The 19,805-nt window shown below is 45.7% G+C and carries 11 protein-coding genes; all 11 read left to right on the forward strand.

The genetic code is table 11. From position 1 onward, the window contains the following. The first annotated feature begins 24 nt into the window (after positions 1–24). The 11 genes from QSV34_RS04500 to QSV34_RS04550 all read left to right on the forward strand — a co-directional run bounded on the left by QSV34_RS04500 (position 25) and on the right by QSV34_RS04550 (position 19,746). Positions 25–6,525, forward strand: a complete 6,501-nt coding sequence (locus tag QSV34_RS04500; RefSeq protein ID WP_289152358.1) for a type I polyketide synthase — start codon at positions 25–27, stop codon at positions 6,523–6,525. Positions 6,526–6,564: 39 nt separating this feature from the next. Beyond that, the gene (locus QSV34_RS04505) at positions 6,565–7,548 is read left to right on the forward strand and encodes a glycosyltransferase (RefSeq protein WP_289152360.1); all 984 of its coding nucleotides are present in this window, start codon (positions 6,565–6,567) and stop codon (positions 7,546–7,548) included. A 36-nt stretch (positions 7,549–7,584) separates the two neighbouring features. After that, positions 7,585–8,583: a glycosyltransferase family 2 protein gene (locus QSV34_RS04510; RefSeq protein ID WP_289152362.1), complete on the forward strand. Its 999-nt coding sequence runs from the start codon at positions 7,585–7,587 to the stop codon at positions 8,581–8,583. Then, positions 8,583–10,781, forward strand: a complete 2,199-nt coding sequence (locus QSV34_RS04515; RefSeq protein WP_289152364.1) for an NAD-dependent epimerase/dehydratase family protein — start codon at positions 8,583–8,585, stop codon at positions 10,779–10,781. Before QSV34_RS04510 ends, QSV34_RS04515 begins: the two co-directional genes overlap by 1 nt. A gap of 58 nt (positions 10,782–10,839) precedes the next feature. Next, positions 10,840–11,745, forward strand: coding sequence for an NAD-dependent epimerase/dehydratase family protein (locus QSV34_RS04520; RefSeq protein ID WP_289152366.1), 906 nt, complete (start codon positions 10,840–10,842; stop codon positions 11,743–11,745). Between the two features lie 83 nt (positions 11,746–11,828). After that, on the forward strand, positions 11,829–13,028 hold the full coding sequence (locus QSV34_RS04525) for a glycosyltransferase family 4 protein (protein ID WP_289152367.1): 1,200 nt from the start codon (positions 11,829–11,831) through the stop codon (positions 13,026–13,028). Next, on the forward strand, positions 13,021–14,154 hold the full coding sequence (locus QSV34_RS04530) for a Gfo/Idh/MocA family protein (protein ID WP_289152369.1): 1,134 nt from the start codon (positions 13,021–13,023) through the stop codon (positions 14,152–14,154). Before QSV34_RS04525 ends, QSV34_RS04530 begins: the two co-directional genes overlap by 8 nt. A 9-nt stretch (positions 14,155–14,163) precedes the next feature. After that, positions 14,164–15,459 carry a glycosyltransferase family 4 protein gene (locus tag QSV34_RS04535; protein WP_289152370.1) on the forward strand — a complete coding sequence of 432 codons (1,296 nt, stop codon included), beginning with the start codon at positions 14,164–14,166 and terminating at the stop codon, positions 15,457–15,459. Positions 15,460–15,467: 8 nt separating this feature from the next. Further along, positions 15,468–16,973, forward strand: a complete 1,506-nt coding sequence (locus tag QSV34_RS04540) for an O-antigen ligase family protein (RefSeq protein WP_289152372.1) — start codon at positions 15,468–15,470, stop codon at positions 16,971–16,973. Then, a complete protein-coding gene (locus tag QSV34_RS04545; protein ID WP_289152374.1) occupies positions 16,970–18,607 on the forward strand; it encodes a hypothetical protein in 1,638 nt (545 codons plus the stop codon). Before QSV34_RS04540 ends, QSV34_RS04545 begins: the two co-directional genes overlap by 4 nt. A 38-nt stretch (positions 18,608–18,645) precedes the next feature. Continuing rightward, positions 18,646–19,746, forward strand: coding sequence for an acyltransferase family protein (locus QSV34_RS04550; protein WP_289152375.1), 1,101 nt, complete (start codon positions 18,646–18,648; stop codon positions 19,744–19,746). Positions 19,747–19,805: the final 59 nt, after the last annotated feature.

The following is a 19,805-nucleotide window of genomic DNA, read 5'->3' on the forward strand; positions in this document are numbered from 1 at the left end:
TAACTCAGTAAGTGATTGATACAAATGGCTAATACAGAAGAAACAACGGGCTACGATATCGCCATCGTGGGGATGGCATTGCGTGTACCTGGAGCAAACACCCCGGAAGCGTTTTGGAACAACCTACGCAATGGCGTGGAGTCAGTGGAGTTTTATGACGAAGCTGAGTTGGCGGAGCGCGGCGTTAATCCGGCGCAGCTGAAAAACCCCCATTACATTCGTGCCGGGGCGCCGTTAGACAACATGAAAGGATTTGATCCGGAATTCTTTGGTTTTAGCCCCAAAGAAGCCGGTATTTTGGACCCTCAGCATCGTCAGTTTTACGAGTGCGCCTGGGAAGCATTGGAGCGCTCTGGGCATATGCCAGGCAGTGATCAAAACGCTTTCGATGGCGCCATAGGGGTTTTTGCGGGTTGTGGCATGGGGGCCTATTTTGCCCAGAATATTCTGACCAATCAGGACTTGTTGGATTCTGTGGGCCTATTCTTGTTGCGCCATACAGGCAATGACAAAGACTTTCTTTCTACCCGAGTCTCCTACAGTTTTGACCTGAAAGGCCCCAGCGTCAACGTACAAACCGCTTGTTCCACGTCATCAGTAGCCACTCATATGGCCTGCCAGAGCTTGATTAGTGGCGAGTGCGATATGGCATTGGCTGGTGGCGTGACCATTGAGCTGCCTCATAGAGTGGGCTACCTCTACAAAGAAGGGGAAATCCTCTCTCCAGACGGGCACTGCCGTGCTTTTGATCACCGCTCCAAAGGTACGATATTTGGTAGTGGCACAGGCGTCATTGTGTTGCGCCGCTTGGAAGATGCCCTTGATGACGGCGATCACATCCACGCAGTCATTTCTGCTTCTGCGGTGAACAACGATGGCTCTGGCAAGGTGGGCTATTTGGCTCCCAGCGTCGAAGGCCAGGCCGAAGCGATTAACGAAGCACTGGCGATGGCGGATCTGTCGGCGGACGATATCGACTACGTGGAGTGTCACGGCACGGGCACGCCAGTAGGTGACCCCATTGAAGTATCTGCCTTGACGCAAGCATTTCGTGAATCATCTGAGCGCAATGGCTATTGTGGTATTGGCTCGGTAAAAACCAATATCGGCCACTTGGATACCGCTGCCGGTGTTGCCGGTATTATTAAAGCGGCGTTGGCCATTGAACACGGCGAAATACCGCCCAGCCTGAACTACGAGGCGCCGAACCCCACCATCGACTTCGACAGCAGCCCATTTTATGTCAACGACAAGCTGCGCCCCTGGCCAAAGAAAGACGGTTTGCGTCGGGCGGCAGTCAATTCGTTGGGGGTGGGAGGTACGAACGCTTTTGTGTTGCTGGAGCAAGCCCCGGAGCCCGACCCCGCCAGCGAGCCGGCCCGTGATTGCCAACTGCTGGTTATGTCTGCTCGCAACCGTAAGGCCCTGGATGGGGCCAGCGAAAAACTGGCTAACTGTTTTCAAACTGGCGCTAACGACTCTTTGGCAGATATAGCCCATACGTTGTTCGTTGGCAGAAAGCCTTTTGAACATCGCCGAGTGCTTGCGAGTGGTAGTTTGGCTGAAGCATCCCGTTTGTTGCAGGATAATGACCCCCGCCGCGTATTTACCCATATCGCCGATGAAGACGATAAATCGGTTGTCTTTATGTTCCCAGGTGGCGGTGCTCAGTACCTCAATATGGGGCGAGACCTGTATGACACCGAAGCCGTATTCCGAGAGCATTTGGATAAAGGCTTTGAGTTGCTGAAACAACGCAATGGTATCGATTTAAAACCATTGTTATTTGTTGATGAGGCAGACCAGCAGCAAGCGGCGATAGAGTTGCAAAAACCGTCCATTCAGCTGCCGGCCATCTTTATGGTGGAATATGCACTGGCCCAGTTGTGGATAAGCTTGGGGATCGAGCCCAAAGCGTTAATTGGTCACAGCATGGGCGAAAATACTGCCGCTTGTGTGGCAGGTGTGCTTTCTTTTGAAGATGCGCTGGGCTTGGTGGCACTTCGTGGCAAACTGATGGATGGCGTGCCAGAAGGGGGGATGCTGAGTGTACCTCTGTCTGCGGATGAGCTGCGACCTTACCTGTCTGATGAGCGGTTGGAGAATAAACTAGAGCTGGCTTGTATCAACAGCCCTATGCTGTCCATTGTATCTGGCCCGGTTCATTGGTTGGAGCAGCTATCACAAATTTTGGCGGCTGATGATGTAGAAGCCAAGCGTGTGCCCATCAATATTGCCGCTCATTCATCGATGCTGGATGGGATTCTTGATGTGTTTGGCGATTACCTGAAGGGTATTGGCCTGAGCAAGCCACAACTGCCTTTTGTGTCCAATAGAACGGGCACCTGGATTACGGATGAGCAGGCCACAAGCCCACAATACTGGGTAGAACACCTGCGTAATACCGTGTTGTTTGCTGCGGGCATCGATACTTTACTGGAACAGCCCGGCCGAGTATTTTTGGAAGTAGGGCCGGGTAATATCCTTGGCTCCCTGACTCGGCAAAACAGCAACGCCCCGGCACAGCGAGTGTTTTCATCGCTCAGGCACCCAGACGAAGAAGTGAGTGACGATGCCTACTTCTTAACCGTGCTTGGCCGCCTGTGGGCGGTTGGTGTTGATGTGGATAAAAGTAGTCTGTGGCCTGATGAGCATCGCCACAGGGTGCCTTTACCGACTTACGCTTTCCAGCATAAAGATTACTGGATTGAGCCAGGCAAGCTGGCTGATACCTCCCAGCGCGCGTTTGCTCAGCTGGAAAAAATCGATAATTTTGAGCAGTGGTTCAGCCAACCGGTTTGGGTTCAGCAGGGGTTGATGCCTTCCTCTCAAATTGAGCCCAGCACCTATTTAGTATTTGCTGATGACGGGCCAGTGTGCCAGCCATTGATTGCTCGGCTGCAAAACGCTGGCCACGAAGTCGTGACTGTACGCGAAGGTGATGCTTACTACCAAATAAGCCCTACGGAGTATCGCCTTTCACCAGAAGCGGGTGGTGAAGGTTATAAAGCGCTGGTCAATGATTTGGTGGCCAGTGGGAAGGTGCCTAACCGCATTGTTCACCTGTGGCTGGTAACTCAGGACGAAGTATTTCGGCCCGGCTCCAGCTTCTTCCACCGCAACCAGGAATATGGTTTTTATAGCCTGTTTTTCCTAGCCAGGGCGCTGAGCGAGCAGGGCGTGGCTGATCGTGAGATACATATGATTGTTGCGTCTAGTGGGATGCAGCAAGTACAGGGCGAGGAGCTGCCTTACCCTGAAAAATCCACAGTGCTTGGCCCCTGTAAAGTAATCCCTCGTGAGTTTCCCGGCGTCACTTGCAGTAGTGTCGATGTTTTGCTGCCCCAAGCTAAGTCGCAGCGTTTTACTTTGCTGGGCAATGGTGAGCAGGGCCGCGATGGAGAAATCGAAAATCTGGCAGAGCGGCTATTTGCCGAGGCGCAGGCTCCGGCCACTAATGGAGTGTTTGCCTATCGGAATGATAGCCGTTGGCAACAACACTACGATCACTTGCCAGCGAAGGGGGCAGAAGCTCCGGCATCCCGGGTTAAACAGGAAGGTGTCTACCTGATTACCGGTGGTTTGGGTGGTATTGGCTTTGAAATGGCCAAGTACCTGGCGGTAAATGCCAATGCACGCTTGGTTTTGGTTAACCGCAAGCCCCTGCCTGCGCAGGAAGAGTGGGCGCAATGGCTGACAACACACCCACATGACGATGCAATCAGTGTCGGTATTCGCCGAGTAAAAGAGTTGCAAGGCAGTGGTGCAGAAGTACTTGCGTTGAGTGCGGATGTAACTGATGTAGACGGCATGAGGCGAGTGTTAACAGAAGCCAAAGAGCATTTTGGTTCTATTAATGGCGTGATTCACGCTGCCGGTGTGGTGAAAGACAACCTGATTCCTGTTAAGACTCAAACTGAAATTGAAGACGTCTTTGCGCCCAAGGTTTATGGCACCTTGATATTGGATGAATTATTCCGTGATGAACCATTGGAATTTATGGTGCTGTTTTCTTCCACAAGTACCGCCATTGCGCCAGTTGGACAAACAGATTATGTGGCTGCAAATGCTTTCCTCAATGCCTACGCACAAAGCCGCAATAGTGGTAGCCAATATACGGTTGCCATTAATTGGGGAATCTGGAATGAAGTTGGCATGGCGGCAGCAACCGCTCGGGATATGGGCTTTGCCCCACAAAAGGCGGAGTCGCACAGTGAGTCGGCGAGCCACCCATTATTTGAACAGCGTGTTGCTGTTATTGATGGTGGTCAAGAAACGCAAATTCTTCTCGGCCACTTTTCACCCAAAACAGACTGGTTTCTGGATGAACATCGAACGGCTGATGGGCAGGCTATTCTTCCCGGTACGGCCTATATCGAGCTGGCAAGGGCGGCGTTGGCAGAGTGTGGCGAGCAAGCGCCTTTTGAAATTCGTGAGCTAATGTTCTTTCGGGCTCTTTACATTGCCGATGAAGAGTCTCGTCAAGTGCGTGTGAAGTTGCAAAAAACTGAGCGCGGTTACCAGTTTGAAGTACAGAGTGAGCAGACTCAAAACGATGGGGCCAAAGGTTGGCAACGCCATGCCCAGGGCGCAATTGTTTTTAAATCTGTCATGCAGCCACAATCAGTTGTGCTTGAAGATATTCTGGCACGCTGTAATTTACAGCCTGGTAACAACAATGCTCCTGCGATACGCAGCCGACAGCAAGATCATTTGGATTTTGGCCCTCGTTGGCATGTGATACGCCAACAGGCTTATGGTGATAACGAAGCTGTAGCACAGTTGAGTCTGGACTCTGAATACAGCAGTGACTTAGAGCATTTTAAATTGCATCCAGCCTTGCTGGATCTGGCTACTGGCCATGCCATGGAATTGATTTCCGGCTACGCCAGCGGTGACAAAGCAGAGAATTTGTGGGTGCCAGTTTCCTATGGCAGCTTCCGGTATTTCCGCCCTCTCGGTGACAGTTTATTTAGCTGGGTGCGTACCCCGCGCCCAGTTAGTGTGGATGACGATTTTGCCAGTTTTGACGTCACCTTGCTGGACGCAGCGGGTCAGGTACTGGCGGAAGTATCACAGTTGACCATTAAAAGGCTGGAAGGGAAGGTGGATTTTTCTGCCACAGAGTCGCTGTCTTCTGAAGAATTAGAGCTGGAGCCTGATGCAAGTGCTGCCAGTGAAGTGCGCCAGTTGTCTCCCGCAGAGATGGCTTTTCAACACAACCTTTCCCAGGGGATTTTGCCGGCGGAAGGCACTCGGGCACTGTCGAACATATTGCAGTCGCACAGTGCTCCGCAGGTTATTGTCAGTTCTTTGGATATCGAGGGTTTGGTGGAAGAAGCTGGAGCCGCTGCTGCGTCTTTGCAGGCTGATGGTGATGCGACCAAATTCGCTCGTCCGGACCTCGACAACGACTACGTGGAGGCGAGAGACGAAATTGAGCGCACCCTGGTTGGCTTCTGGGAAGAGCTCCTGGGTGTTGATCAGGTTGGCGTAGAGGACAATTTCTTTGACCTTGGCGGCCACTCGTTGGTAGCCGTGCGACTGTTTTCAAAAATTCAGCAAACCTTCGATTTGGATTATCCGATTTCGGTGCTGTTTGAAGCGCCAACGATTGCCGGTTGTGCAGAGATGATACGACAGGTAATTGGGGATGTGCCTGGCAGTGATTCCACCGAGGCAAAAGAGCCCAAACACCAGACCCGTTATACCCATTTGGTGCCTATGCATTCTGGTAAAGCCGGAGAAAAAACGCCGTTCTTCCTGGTTGCAGGCATGTTCGGCAACGTTCTTAACCTTCGTCACCTAGCACATCTAGTTGGTCAAGATCGAGCCTTTTACGGTTTGCAGGCGCGTGGCCTCTATGGAGACCACGAGCCACATGAAACCTTTGAGGAAATGGCGAGAGATTACATTGCCGAAATGAAAGCGGTGCAACCTCGCGGCCCCTATATGCTGGGTGGATTCTCTGGTGGTGGCATAACAGCATTCGAAATGGCCAGGCAATTGATGGATCAAGGGGAGGAGGTGGAAAAGCTTATCCTCCTTGATACTCCTCTGCCTTGGATGCCAGCATTGAGCTCCGTGGATCGCGTGGCTATTCATTGGCAGAAGCTTAAATCCAAAGGACCTGCTTATTTTGCTGAGTGGGCTGTAAGCCGCTACAAATGGGAATTGGATAAGTTCCGGAAGCGTTACGACTCTCCGCAAGAAACGCAAACCCCTACAGGCGATTTCCAGTCGGAAAGAATCGCTGTCGCATTTTATGAAGCGCTGGATCGCTACGATTTGAAACCCTTGGACCTTGACATCGTATTGTTCAGGCCCAAACCAGAAAAAGCTTTTGATCTGCCTGGTGGCCGTGTATTGAAATCTGACATGAGATTGGCAATTCATGATAACGGTTGGAATGACTACGTAAAAAGCGTAGAAGTGCACGAAGTGCCTGGAGATCACGACGGTATGGTTTTGGAACCAAGTGTTAGAGTTCTTGCAGCGAAATTTCAACAGTGTCTAGGCGCTTAAAAGTATGATGAAAACTTTTGCTTCAAAAAGGGACGAGCAATGAAAGTTGCGGTTGTCACTGTAAACTACAAGACCGCCGATATGACGCTTGAGGCCGTAAGTGCAGCAATTGGGGCGCTAGGTCATATTGATGATGAGTGGTCGATAACCATTGTCGATAATGACTCAGGCGACGGCAGCTACGAGAAAATGAAAAATGCTGTCGATCAAAGACGCTCTGATGGATTGGCTGGCTGGGAATCGGTTTTTGTTCTGCAATCCGGCAATAACGGGGGTTTTGGTGCGGGAAATAATTTTGCGATAAAAAAATACCTCGACTCAAAAAATCCACCTGAGTACTTTTATCTGCTGAACTCTGATGCTTTCCCAGATTCCGACGCTATCCAGAGATTGCTGGACTATATGGATGAAAACCATAAGCTTGGAATGGCAGGTAGCTATATTTACGGTGTTGATGGAAAACCACATATTACCGCATTCCGGTTTCCATCTATTTGGGGAGAGCTCGAAGGCGGAGCCTGTCTTGGCATAATTACCAAGCTGCTAAAAAACTATACAGTGCCTATTGGAATTCCAGATCAACCAGCCCAGGTTGATTGGGTTGCGGGGGCCAGCTTGATGATGCGCAGAGAAATGCTGGAAAAGGTGGGTTTGTTTGATGAAACTTTTTTCTTGTATTTTGAAGAAACCGATCTGTGCCGGCAGGCGGCGTTAAAAGGCTGGAAGACTCACTACGTGCCTGCGAGTAAGGTGGCACATATAGGATCTGCATCCACCAAAATTAAAGAGTCATCAGATGATGCCCAGGAAGGGCGCGCCAATACTGTTCGGCTACCTTCATATTGGTTTGAATCAAGAACACACTACTTCAAAAAAAATCATGGCAAGCTATATACAATCGTAGCGACTGTATTCCGTGTTTTGGGATGTGGTATTTGGTTTTGTAAACGCTTGATTTCCAAAGATCGAAATCACGTGCCGCCGCACTTTGTTCGCGATCTCATTGCTCACACTAAGGTTTAGCTTATGTCGGAGCCAAGCGTATCAATGAGTAGCTCTGTGAACACACCTAATGCCCTGGGCTTTGTTGCTATCGGCCGCAATGAAGGCGAGCGTTTAAAAAACAGCCTCTTGGCAATGCGTAAATATGCGGTTAACTCACCGATTGTGTATGTTGACTCAGGCTCAGATGATGGCAGTGTAGCTTTCGCGTTATCACTGGGCGTTTTAGTGGTAGAGCTAGACACCTCGATACCATTTACTGCAGCTCGAGCCAGAAATGCAGGCTTTGAAAAGTTGCTGTCTGCATTTCCAGAGCTGGAGTTTGTTCAGTTTATGGATGGTGACTGTGAGCTTGAGCCTGGTTGGATCGAGTACGCTTTAGCTGAATTTTCCAGGAGTACAGACATGGCCATTGCCAGCGGCCGTCGTTCTGAAAAAAACCAAGATGTTTCTGTTTACAACCGGCTAATGGATGTGGAGTGGAATACGGCTATAGGAGAAGCTAAGGCTGTGTTGGGAGATATGATGGTTAAAGTCGATATCTTTCGGGAAGTGGGCGGGTTTTCAGATGAAATTATTGCTGCTGAAGATGATGACTTCTGTATACGTACACGTGCGCAGGGATACAAAGTGTACCGACTGGACTGTCCGATGAGTCGGCACGATGCAAATATTCTTCGCATACGCCAATGGTATAAACGCGCTGTGCGCGGGGGTTACGGCTTTGCCAATATCTGGCATCTACATGGTCGTGGGCCAGAGAAGTATTTTTTCAGAGAAGTGTTAAGCGCTTTATTCTGGGGCGCATTAATACCATTGTTGTTATTAAGCTCCTTGTTTTTATCCCCATTTTTCACCCTATGTGTATTGTTCTTATACGGTATATCCATTGGCAAAATGCTGCTAGGGAATCTTAGAAAGAAATTGGGGTTTCGTACGACTTTTGTTTATGGGTTTTTAATTTTAACTGCGAAAATCAGTGAGTTTGCCGGAATGGCCAACTATATGGTGGGGCAGTTGTCTCGCCGCCGGCAAGAGCTGATTGAGTACAAGTAATGGATGCTAAAGAAAATAAGTTAAGGGTTGGCTTTATTGGCGTAGGTAATATATCTAGCCATCACAAGCGAACCGTTACGATGCTGGAGAATGTTGATCTGGTTGCGGTCTGTGACTTCAATAACCATGCTGCTAACCAATTTATATCCGATTGCCAGAGTGTCCAGGTTTTCGATGATGCCGATAAAATGCTGGCAGAAGCAAACCTGGATGTTGTGCATGTACTTACTCAGCCAGATAGCCATTATCTTTTGGCTAAGAAAGTACTTGAGGCGGGGTGTCATGCGGTAGTGGAAAAGCCTATCGCACTCAATTGTGAAGATGCTCGTGAGCTAATTGAAGTCGCAGAGAATAATAGCGTCACTATTAGTGTTAATCACAACTTTATTTATTCCACGCCCTATAAAAAACTGCAAAAAATTGTAAGCAGTGGAGATATTGGGCCAATAAAATCCATTCGCGTGGTATGGAAAAAACATCTGCCACCGATTGATACTGGCCCTTGGAATTTATGGATGCTAAGGCAGCCAGATAACTTGTTGTATGAAACAGCAGTGCATACTGTGTCGGAGTTGCTTGGGGTTCTTGGTGGCGACTCCAGCGAAACAATGGATATCGAGTTTGTTGACCTGTTTGGGCGCAAGAAATTCCCCACGGGAGGTTTGTACTATAGCCGTTGGAGTATTGCCGGTAGACAGAAGCAAACGGCCATTAAAATAGATATTGCCGTCGATCAGGGTTATGAAGAGCACTATGTAGAAGTGGAAGGTTTATTCGGCGTAGCTCGAGCTGATATAGAGAAAGATATTTGCACCCTTGATCGACACTCAGGTAAATCTATAGATGGTGAGCGTTTGGCCGTTAACTGGCGCTCGGCGTTTAGCCGCTTAGCGCAATCGACACAAACCTATTTTCGTTATGCAGTCTCGAGAGTTATTAAGTCTATTGGGGGTGGGCCATACGAGATATGTATGAGTAGTGGTATCAAAGCTTGCTACGAAACGATTCGATCTAACACGCATGATTACCAAGGATCGACAGGTTTATTTGCTCTTCAAGTTATTACTATGCTCGAGCGAATTCGAAAGTTCGCTAATCCGACCATTCAAGCAGATGAAAAAATCTTTCTGGAAGCGCTTTCGCAGAGTGTGGTAGATCAGAACTCTGCTTCAGGTACTACTCCGACGGTTTTGGTTATTGGTGCTACAGGTTTTATTGGTAAGGCACTTTTAAAAAGCTTTGTTCGCCAGAAAATATCTGCACGGACCTTGGTGAGAAATCCATCTGCTCTAACTGGCGTAGTGCCTCAGGAAAGTATTGACGTTGTTGTTGGGGATTACAGGGATGAAAGTATTTTACGAACAGCCCTCGAGGGAGTTGAGAGTGTTATTCATCTTGCGGTTACCCCTGCAAATAGCTATCCAGGTTATGTTGCAAATAATGTTGACCCCACTAAAAAATTGATTGATCTGTGCCAAAAATTAGGGATAAAACGATTTATCTACTCAGGAACGATTGACTCTCTGCACCTTGGTCCTTCAGCCGGTTTAATTAGTGAGAACGACGGTATTGATAAGCAAATTCAACGCCGCAACAACTATGCGCGCAGTAAAGCTGATATAGAGCAGTACCTAGCTAAGAAGTACCGTGATGAAGGGTTTCCCGCAGTGGTAGTTCGGCCTGCAATAGTTATTGGCGAAGGTGGAGCGATAACACACTTGGGTGTTGCGAATTGGTTTGGCCTCGGCGTTTGTCGTTACTGGGGTAAAGGCGAAAATCTTCTTCCCTTTGTTTTGGTTGATGATGTGGCGAATGCCATCGCTGCAACCCTCCATGCGGAAGGAGTAGTGGGGAAAAGCTACAATTTGTCTGCAGAGCCAAGCCTCAGTGCGCGTGATTATGTTCAACAAGTAGAGGTAATGCTGAAGAGCCGCATTGATGCTAAATCCAGTCGGGCTTGGTTGTTGTATACCCAAGATATGATCAGATGGGCCGTTAAGCGTTTGGTGGGTCATCCGGATGGTGAACGAACGCCTTCACTACATGATTGGCAATGTCGTGGCCAATACGCTCACTTTGATACCAGCAATGCTCGCCAAGATTTGAATTGGCAGCCCGAAAGCCGTCGTGAAGAGCTGATTCGTAAAGGAATTGAAGAGCCTTTGTCTCAGCAATACGGTGAAAAACAGTGGTCGTAAGTATTCCTTGTCTCAATATGTTTTCTGAAAAAGCAGTAATGCTTCGAGTATTTGCTTCGTGAATATACTTATAACCGGTGCAGCAGGCTTTATAGGTCAGAGAGTGGTGAGAAAGGCATTGAATGCTGGCCATGGTGTTATTGGTGTGAGCCGAAGGGATGTGTCTCAACTTCCCCAGCATGGAAATTTGCAGTGGATAAACGCTGATCTAAAAACGGAGTTGTTGGATGTTTCGGGCAAGAACCTGGATGTTGTTATCCACTTGGCTGCTGACCTGTCCAGCAACCAGGAACAGAGTGATGTTGTAAACTCTGCAATCACTAAAAATATATTGGCTTCCATGGATAAGGCTGACCTAAAAAAATTAGTGCTAATGGGAAGCCTCTCTGTCCTGGATTACAAAAAGTTGCCAGTGCTTTTTACGGTCGATGAGAATATTCCCATATGTGAAACTGATGAGAATTTAGGAGATTACGCTTTGATGAAGCGTAACGAAGAGTTGACTGTAAAAAAGTGGGTGAGTGGCGATAAACGCGTAACGGTACTTCGGGCTGGGTTGGTTTATGACGCAGAGAATTTATCCACAGCTCATGCTGGTCTGTTAGCCGGTAGACTTGGAATAGTCGTTTCTCATAAAGGGCAGGTTCCGCTGATAAATGTTGAGAGGTTAGCCTCCGTAACAATCGCTGCTGCAGAAAACACAAGAGTGACACAGTGTGAAGCTTTGCACGTCTTGGATGATGAACTGCCGAACCAGAAGCAATATCTCTATGAACTCAAGAAAAGAGGTTTGCTATCTCGCTTCATAATACCTTTACCATGGTGGCTATTCTCTACATTTTGTGCATTTGTTAGGTGTGCTTTAGGCTTTTCTGGGCGCAAAAAATTACCCGATAGTTTTTGTGGGAATAGCGTTAGTGGTCGTTATAAACCATTGCAGTTTTCTTCCCAGAAAGAGGCATAATTTTTGGATGGTTTCGGTTGCAGTAATACAAATATTAATTCTTGATCAAGAATTTAAAGTTTTTATAAAGTGAAGGTGGCTTAGTGCGTCTAGCGTATTTTACCAATAGTTACCCAAGAGCAACCGACACATTTATTCGTCGAGAAGTTGTTGGTCTGCGTGAAAGGGGCTTTTCTGTAAGCACATTCTCTGTCCATAAGGTGGGGCTGGCCCACGATGTGGATGAAGAAGTTGTCAAAGAAAAATCCAATACACACTATTTATTCCCTACTAATTATTTATTTTTATTATTAAAAAATATTAAGCTGTTGGTTTGTTCTCCAGTGCGTTACTTATCAACAATATTGTTAGGCCTGAAAACCGCTCGACCAGGGGCGAAAGGTTTTTTGTTGCAAGTTTTTTACTTTCAAGAAGCTGTTCTGTTGGCTTGCGAACTCCGAAAAGGCGGCATAGAGCACCTGCATAATCATTTGGGTGATAATAGTGGAACAGTAACGCTACTGGCATCAAAAATGACCGGAATACCATACAGCATCAGTATTCACGGCCCGCACATTTTTTTTGATGCTCTTCATTGGGCTTTGGCTGAAAAATTAGCTAATTCAGAATTTGTTTCTTGTATAGGGCATTTTTGCAAGAGCCAAATGATGCTTTATACGCAGGAAGATTCTTGGAATAAACTAAAGATAGTTCGCTGTGGTATACGCCCGGCAGAATTTCCTTTTTTGCCTCCAGAGACCAGTGCTAAAAAGATGTTGTATGTCGGACGGCTTTCTTCTGAGAAGGGACTGCCAATTCTTTTCGAGAGTATGGTTTCTCTGCTGAAGTCGGGGCGCGACTTTGAACTGCATATTCTTGGCGATGGTGAGGAGCGTGCAGGTCTTGAGACTTTGGCGATTGAGTTGGGCTTGTCGGAAAGGGTTATATTTCATGGCTTTGCCAATCGATCGCAGGTGAGAGAGTGGCTGTCCATGGCGGATATTTTTGTGCTACCCAGTTTTGCAGAAGGGATACCGGTTGCTCTTATGGAGGCAATGGCCTGTGGAACTCCGGTGATTGCTACATACGTAGGCGGAGTGATTGAACTTGTGAGAGACCGAGAAACAGGTCTTGTTGTATCGCCATCAGATGTTTCTGGCCTGTCAGAGGCAATTGCCAGCTATCTGGATGATGATGAGCTTTGCCTACACGTAGCAAGCAACGCCAGACGAGTAGTCTGTGAAAAATTTGATATAGATAAGCAAGTAGATAAATTGGCTGCGCTATTTAAAAAGTATGAATAATTCTGAAGAAATGTCAGTAGCTATTGTTGGTTGTGGTTTTGTGGCTGACTACTATATGGCAACCATTGAACATTATCCACACATCAATATAGCGGGCGTGTTTGATATTGATGCCAAGCGTTTGAAGACGTTCTGTGATTTTTACCAGCTAGATGCTTATGAAAGCTTTGAAGCCATTCTCGCTAATTCGAATATCAATATTGTTTTAAACTTGACAGATCCTCGATCTCACTACGAAGTGTCTAAGCAATGCTTAGAAAAAGGTAAAAATGTATACAGTGAAAAACCCCTGGCTATGTCCTATGAGGATGCCAAAGAGCTTGTTTGTTTGGCAGAAAAAAAAGGGCTTCATATACATTCTGCTCCCTGTAGTTTGTTTGGTAATTTGGCACAGACGCTGAAATCTGCGGTGTCTGGAAAGGTTTGTGGTGATATTCGCTTGGTTTATGCTGAGTTAGATGACGGAATGATCCACAAGCAGCCTTATAAAATGTGGGTTAGCAAAAGTGGTGCTCCCTGGCCTTATAAAGATGAATTTGAGGTGGGTTGCACCCTTGAGCATGCAGGGTACTACCTGGCATGGTTGGTTGCTATGTTTGGCCGTGTCGAAAAAGTTATTGCCTTTTCAGATTGCCTCATAAAAGAAAAAGTGCATGACCAAGAATTAACTCCCAAATACACGGCAGATACATCGCTAGCAACTCTGGTGTTTTCTGAGGGCGTTGTTGCTCGATTGAGCACTACAATTGTTGCTCCTAGCAAGCGTTCTCTGCAGGTGATTGGTGAAAAAGGAGTTCTGGAGGTGGATGATTGCTGGAATAATAATGGATCAGTCTATTTTAGGCGCCTAATAACTATTCGTCGAAAAACATTTCTTTCTCCGATTCGCAAAAAACTGAAGAGTGTGTGCGGAGAGAAAATGCCGACCACGTCTGGCGGGAAAACTAAAATGGATTTTTTGTTGGGCGTTGACGGCCTGAGAAAAACCGTTTTAGGCGAGAAAAGTAAGGCCGATAGTCAGTTTGCTCTTCACGTGAATGAAGTCGCGCTTGCGCTTCAATATTCAGGGCGGGATGGCGTGCTGTATCGCCCTGAAAGTGAATTATCTTCTCATTGTAAGAAATAAGGAAAAAATGTGGCTGAAGCACGACTAAAAGTCTTACTAATTGTGGAGCAGTGTAACCCTGATTGGTTTTCAGCTCCACTCGTTGGCTATCGGCTTTATGAGTCGATTAGGCAGCATGTTGATGTAACCTTGGTGACCCATGAAAGGAATCGAGAAGCGCTTGAGAAAGCATGTCCAGATGCGAATGTTTTTTTTATTAAGGAAAGTCGACTAATTAGTGCTTACGAACGAATTGTTAAGCGTATTAGTACAATAAGGGATCGAATTATATGGCCGATTTACAACTCCTTTGGTTATTTTATATACGGTGATTTCGACAATAAAGTGTATCGCACCTTTAAGCGTGATATCGAAAAAGGCAAGTATGACGTTGTTCATTCATTAACTCCAGTGATGCCTCGCTACCCAGTGAAAATAGCGAAAGTGTGCGATGAAACACCATTTGTTATTGGCCCAGTAAATGGCGGCGTTCCCTTCCCTAAAGGATTCAAAAAAGTAGCGAGTCAAGAATTTGCCTATTTTAATTTTATTCGTATTTTTGGCCGATTTCTGATTCCCGGATATAAGAGAACCTATAAAAAAGCTCGTTATGTGCTTTCCGGGTCTAGTTATACCAAAGGATTGGTTGAGAGGACCTTCGATTTAAACCCAAAGAAGGTTGGGCTGTTTTTTGAAAATGGTGTAACGGAAGAGTTCTTGTCGCAAGGGAGGAAGAATTTATCTGAGAGAAGCTTGAACCCCGAAAAGGTTACCTTAATATTTGTTGGCCGCCTAGTGCCATATAAAGGTGCAGATATGCTGCTAGAAGCGGTCGGTCAGTTAGATTCAGCAGTTAAAGAAAAGATTAACTTACTGATTGTGGGTGATGGGCCAGAGATGCCGAAACTGCGTGAAATGGTTAGGGAGCTAGGTCTTGAAGAACTTGTTGAGCTGTGTGGTTGGGTATCACAAAGCCAGACGCTGGATTACTACCGAAGGTCGGATATTTTTTGTTTCCCCTCTGTTCGAGAATTTGGCGGCGCAGTTGTGTTAGAGGCAATGGCGAATGCTCTTCCTTGCATTGTTGTAAATAACGGGGGTATCGGAGAGTTTGTTAACGAAAAAGTAGGCTTTAAGGTAGAGCCTAAGTCGAGGGAGTATGTGATTAGTGAAACAGCAGCTTCTATAGAGGTATTAGTTAGAGACGCTGAAATGAGGCTGTCGATGTCTCGTGAGGCGATGCGTTATGCTGAAGATCAGTCATGGAATAAAAAGTCTAGGTTTGTAGCTGATGTGTATAAGTCGGTTGTAACGGAAACGGTATGAGTCTCTAAATGTTGGTGTATATAAAAGCTTTTGTTGTTCTTTCCGGGTTTTTTGTTATTGCATCAACTCTTAATCGATTCTTTCATGGAAAAGATCTGGATGAGTTGGGATTCTTTGGTGTCAACACTAAAAAGATAATAATTGTTTGGCTGTCAATTACGGCTTGTGTCTTTGTTTTGCAAAGTATTTGGTTGTTATACATTGGTGTAATTGTTGCTTCGCTTTCCTTAAGAAAAAACCCAGATAATGATGTTTTGTGGTTTGTATTCTTCCTGCTAATCATGCCACTTTATGAGGCTCATATACCAGGTTTTGCCGGAATTGAGTATCTACTAGGGGTTAGTTATCTATCGATAGTCTCTCTTTGTTTCTTATTTCCGAAGTTCTTGGAGTTCAAGAACGATAAGTCAAAAAACCCATTCGGCCAGCTATTTCAAGATAAATGCATCGTCATATTATATCTCTTGGTTATTTTTCAAGGGTTTAGAGATAATGCCAGTGTCACAGGTTCTGTGAAGCTGGCGCTTGTCGCATTTTTTGAAGTTATTGTTCCGTACGCTGTTATCAGTAGATTGTCTATTGATAAAAAAATTCTGGACTCTGTATTCGTTGTGATCCTTTTAACAGGGTTGTTTGGGGCTCTAGTAAATGTCTTTGAGTTTCTAAGAGGATGGCAGCTGTATCGAGGAACAAGCTTTATTGTTGGATCTTCATCAATTACAGAGTCAACTTTCATGTACCGGGGAGGGTATTTAAGAGCATCTTCCTTGTTTGTTCATTCCATTGTTAATGGCTATTTTATGGTGGTTTCACTGGGTGCTTGGTACTTTTGTGCCAAACGATTCTCGCCCAGTTTCTTATTCAAATACGGAACGCTCTTTTTACTATTAGCAGGCTTGTACTGTACCTCTTCTCGAGGTCCCTGGGTTGGGGCGGCATTGTTCTTTGTTGTAGTCACTGTATTTCTTGGTAAGAATAGGTTCAGAAACTTAGCTTATTTAGGTGTGTTTGGTCTGGTTTCTGTATTTGGCCTGATTCTTTTGGGACAGAAAGAGCGTTTTTTAGAGTTGCTCCCGTTTATTGGTAAGGAAGGTGTGGATTCATATCGATCCAAGCTTATTGAGAATGGGTTAGAGGTCTTTTACAGGAATCCACTTCTGGGGCAATCAAGTGGGAAATACTTAAATGAACCCGAAATGTTGGCGCTGATTCAGGGGGAAGGCATTATCGATATTGTCAACAATTACATAGCTCTTCTTTTGGATTATGGGCTTTTCGGGTTCCTTCCCTACGTGCTTTTGTTTTTATCTTTGATGATCGCAGTTAACCGTGTGAGAAAAAATTCTGATGATAGAACTTTTTTGGTTTCTTCAGTGCTCATAGGGTTGTCAATTTCCCACCTTTTTATTATGGGAACGGTTAAGGATCTTGGGCATATCAAACCATTGTCTTACATGATACTTGCGATGATGGTTGGTGTTGGGGTGCTTCCAAAATTAAGAGGTGCAAAGTGAAATCTGCTGCTGAGAGATTGTTTAGGGCCCTATTGTTGCTTGTTTCTGCAATGGGGCTTTTTGCTATGCAGTCTGCAGCAAACCCCTCGCTCAAAGATCAGAGTTCGATAGGGATGGGGTTGAGCGGGATTGCAGATTGGTCAACACAGTTTCCTTTTCTGAATATTATGCGATCCTCTAGAGAGTGGTATGACTGGGATAGGAATAGCCCTGAAGGGATTGTTGTAGACGAGTATGGTGAGTTGGTTAGTGTAGAAGCAGGGGTTCGGCCGGCTGTTGTTTTTTTAACAAATATAGAAGAGCACCCAATTGTTTATGACAGATACATTGTTCGCTGGAAAGGTGCTGGAGGTATAGAGTATGACTGGTGTGCAAAGAAAGTAGGGGAGTCGAATGGTGGAGATGTTATTGAAACTAGAGAAGATAGCTGCCTGATTCGTGTTTCAAGCTTTGATCCTTCAGACCCGATTAGAGAGATAGAGGTTGTTCCAGCAAAATTTATAGAAAACTATGACAGAGGCGAGGTTTTCAACCCTGATTTTCTGGCAAATATTGGAAGATTTCGCGCATTGCGTTTTATGGACTGGATGATCACGAATGGCTCTACTCAGAACCTGTGGTCCGACAGGCCGACACCTAAACACAGGAGCTTTGCGCAAAAAGGTGTTCCGATTGAATATATGGTGCGATTAGCTAACGAACTTGGTTCAGATCCATGGTTCAACATGCCGCATTTGGCTACTGACCAGTACATCAAAAATTTTGCCGAAGTTGTTCAAAATAGCCTAGATAAAAATCTGACGGCTTATGTCGAATACTCAAATGAGGTTTGGAATTGGTTATTTCCCCAGTCTCAATACGCATTAAAGGCATCTAGGGAGCTTTGGGATAAAGAAGGTGATGCCTACATGCAGTGGCATGGTATGAAAACAGCAAACATATGCAAGATCTGGAAAAACGAAGTATTTCTAGAGGAAAAGCATCGAGTCAATTGTGTCTTAGGTGCACATGCTACATGGCCTGGTCTTGAAACATCCTCTTTGGATTGCCCTTTGTGGAAGGAAAATAAAGGCTCTTGCCAAGATCATGGTATAGATTCTGTCGCGATAGCTGCATATTTCACGGGTTGTATCAATACTTATGAGAATGACTTGGGTCAACGCAAAGTAGAGGAGTGGCTCAATGAAAGCGATGGTGGCTTGCAAAAGGCATTTGAACAAGCGTTTGATAGCCGTCATTTTCCCTGTGAGTTCAGTGCTGCAGAGATGGAGAAAGTATATGCCTACCATGTTGGTGTTGCCAGGAGTCGTGGGTTGCAAGTACTAGCTTATGAGGGGGGGCAACACATCACTGGTAATTTTGAAGAAACACAGACAGATCAGCGCTTTATTGCACTCCATATCGGTTTAAATAGAGATGAACGGATGCGTCGTCTTTATGAGAGAAATTTTAAGAGTTGGAGAGATGCTGGTGGAGGGCTGTTTTTCCATTTTGTTGATGTTTCGGTGCCAGGCCAATATGGCAGTTGGGGAGCTTTAGAATACGTCACCCAGCCTACATCACCTAAGTGGGAGGCCCTACTAAATATGAACGCTCAGCCTTGCTGGTGGGATCACTGCGTAGAGAATAAATAGTCGGGTAATGAGTGATAGGGGTGGTCTGGGAATAAATAATGAGAATTGAAGAGTTAACTTTTTTTAGATTTCTGGCAGCTTCTATCGTAGTTATCTTTCATTTTGGGAAAGACTTGGAGGGTATACCTGGTTTTTTAAGATCAGGCCCAGAGATGGTGACCTTTTTCTTCGTGCTTTCTGGTTTTGTTATGGGGATATCTTATTTCAATAAGCCGGTGGTTGCTACGAAGTATTTGTGGGCTCGGTTTTCTCGTATTACACCAGTATATTTCTTAGCCCTTGGGCTTGTTTTGGCATCAATGGTGCTATCTCATCAAAGCATTAACCCTATCGCACTATTGCTTAACGTTACTTTTCTACAGTCTTGGGTTTCGCCTTTTCCTCTTTCATTGAATGGGCCTGGTTGGTCTTTGTCGGTTGAGGCGTTTTTCTATTGTGCCTTTCCCTTAATTTTGATTTGCATTAAACAGTTATCTCTCACTTCAAAGGCGGTTCTTGGGATTGGATTGGGTTTTTGGGTGGCTGTGCATTTGGCGACAACCTATGTTTTATCGAGTGACGGGTATGAAGGCTACCCATCCTTTTCTCATGACATGATTTACTATTTTCCGCCCACTCACCTGTGTAGCTTTATCTTGGGAATTGCTGGTGCTATTTGGATTTATGAACAGAAAAGTACGGTCAATAAAAATTCATGGTTAACAATAGCTGTTGTAGTGGTGTGTTTTTCTATTGTTGTCATATTGAATAATAAGCGACCTATAGAGGAATATTTTGGCCTAAGCTTGGCTTTTGGATCGAGTCTTCTGTCACCACTATTTTTGCTCTTTATTGTTTTAATCGCTTGGTGTGATTCAAGGCTAATTGCTCTTTTTAGAAGCTACCCTTTGGTGCTTCTGGGGGAGGCCAGTTATGCGTTTTATATTTTACAAAAGCCAGTGCACATACTGTACGAAAAATACATGCCGAGAGAGATTTTGACGAATGAATGGATAAGCTTTAGCGTCTTCTTTTTATTGTTAACAGGAGTATCCATTTGTGTATTTTACTTTTTTGAAAAACCAATGAATAATTTTTTACGACATAGGGTTCCCGCCTGGTTTTCAAAGCAGAAAAGTGTGCTTACTGAAGCACCTTAAACCGCGTAGTTGTCTATGTCCTGATAGCCTTAAAGTGGGCTATACTTCTAGCCGCATTT

This window comes from Porticoccus sp. W117 (assembly GCF_030341905.1).
Lineage (GTDB): Bacteria > Pseudomonadota > Gammaproteobacteria > Pseudomonadales > Porticoccaceae > SCSIO-12696.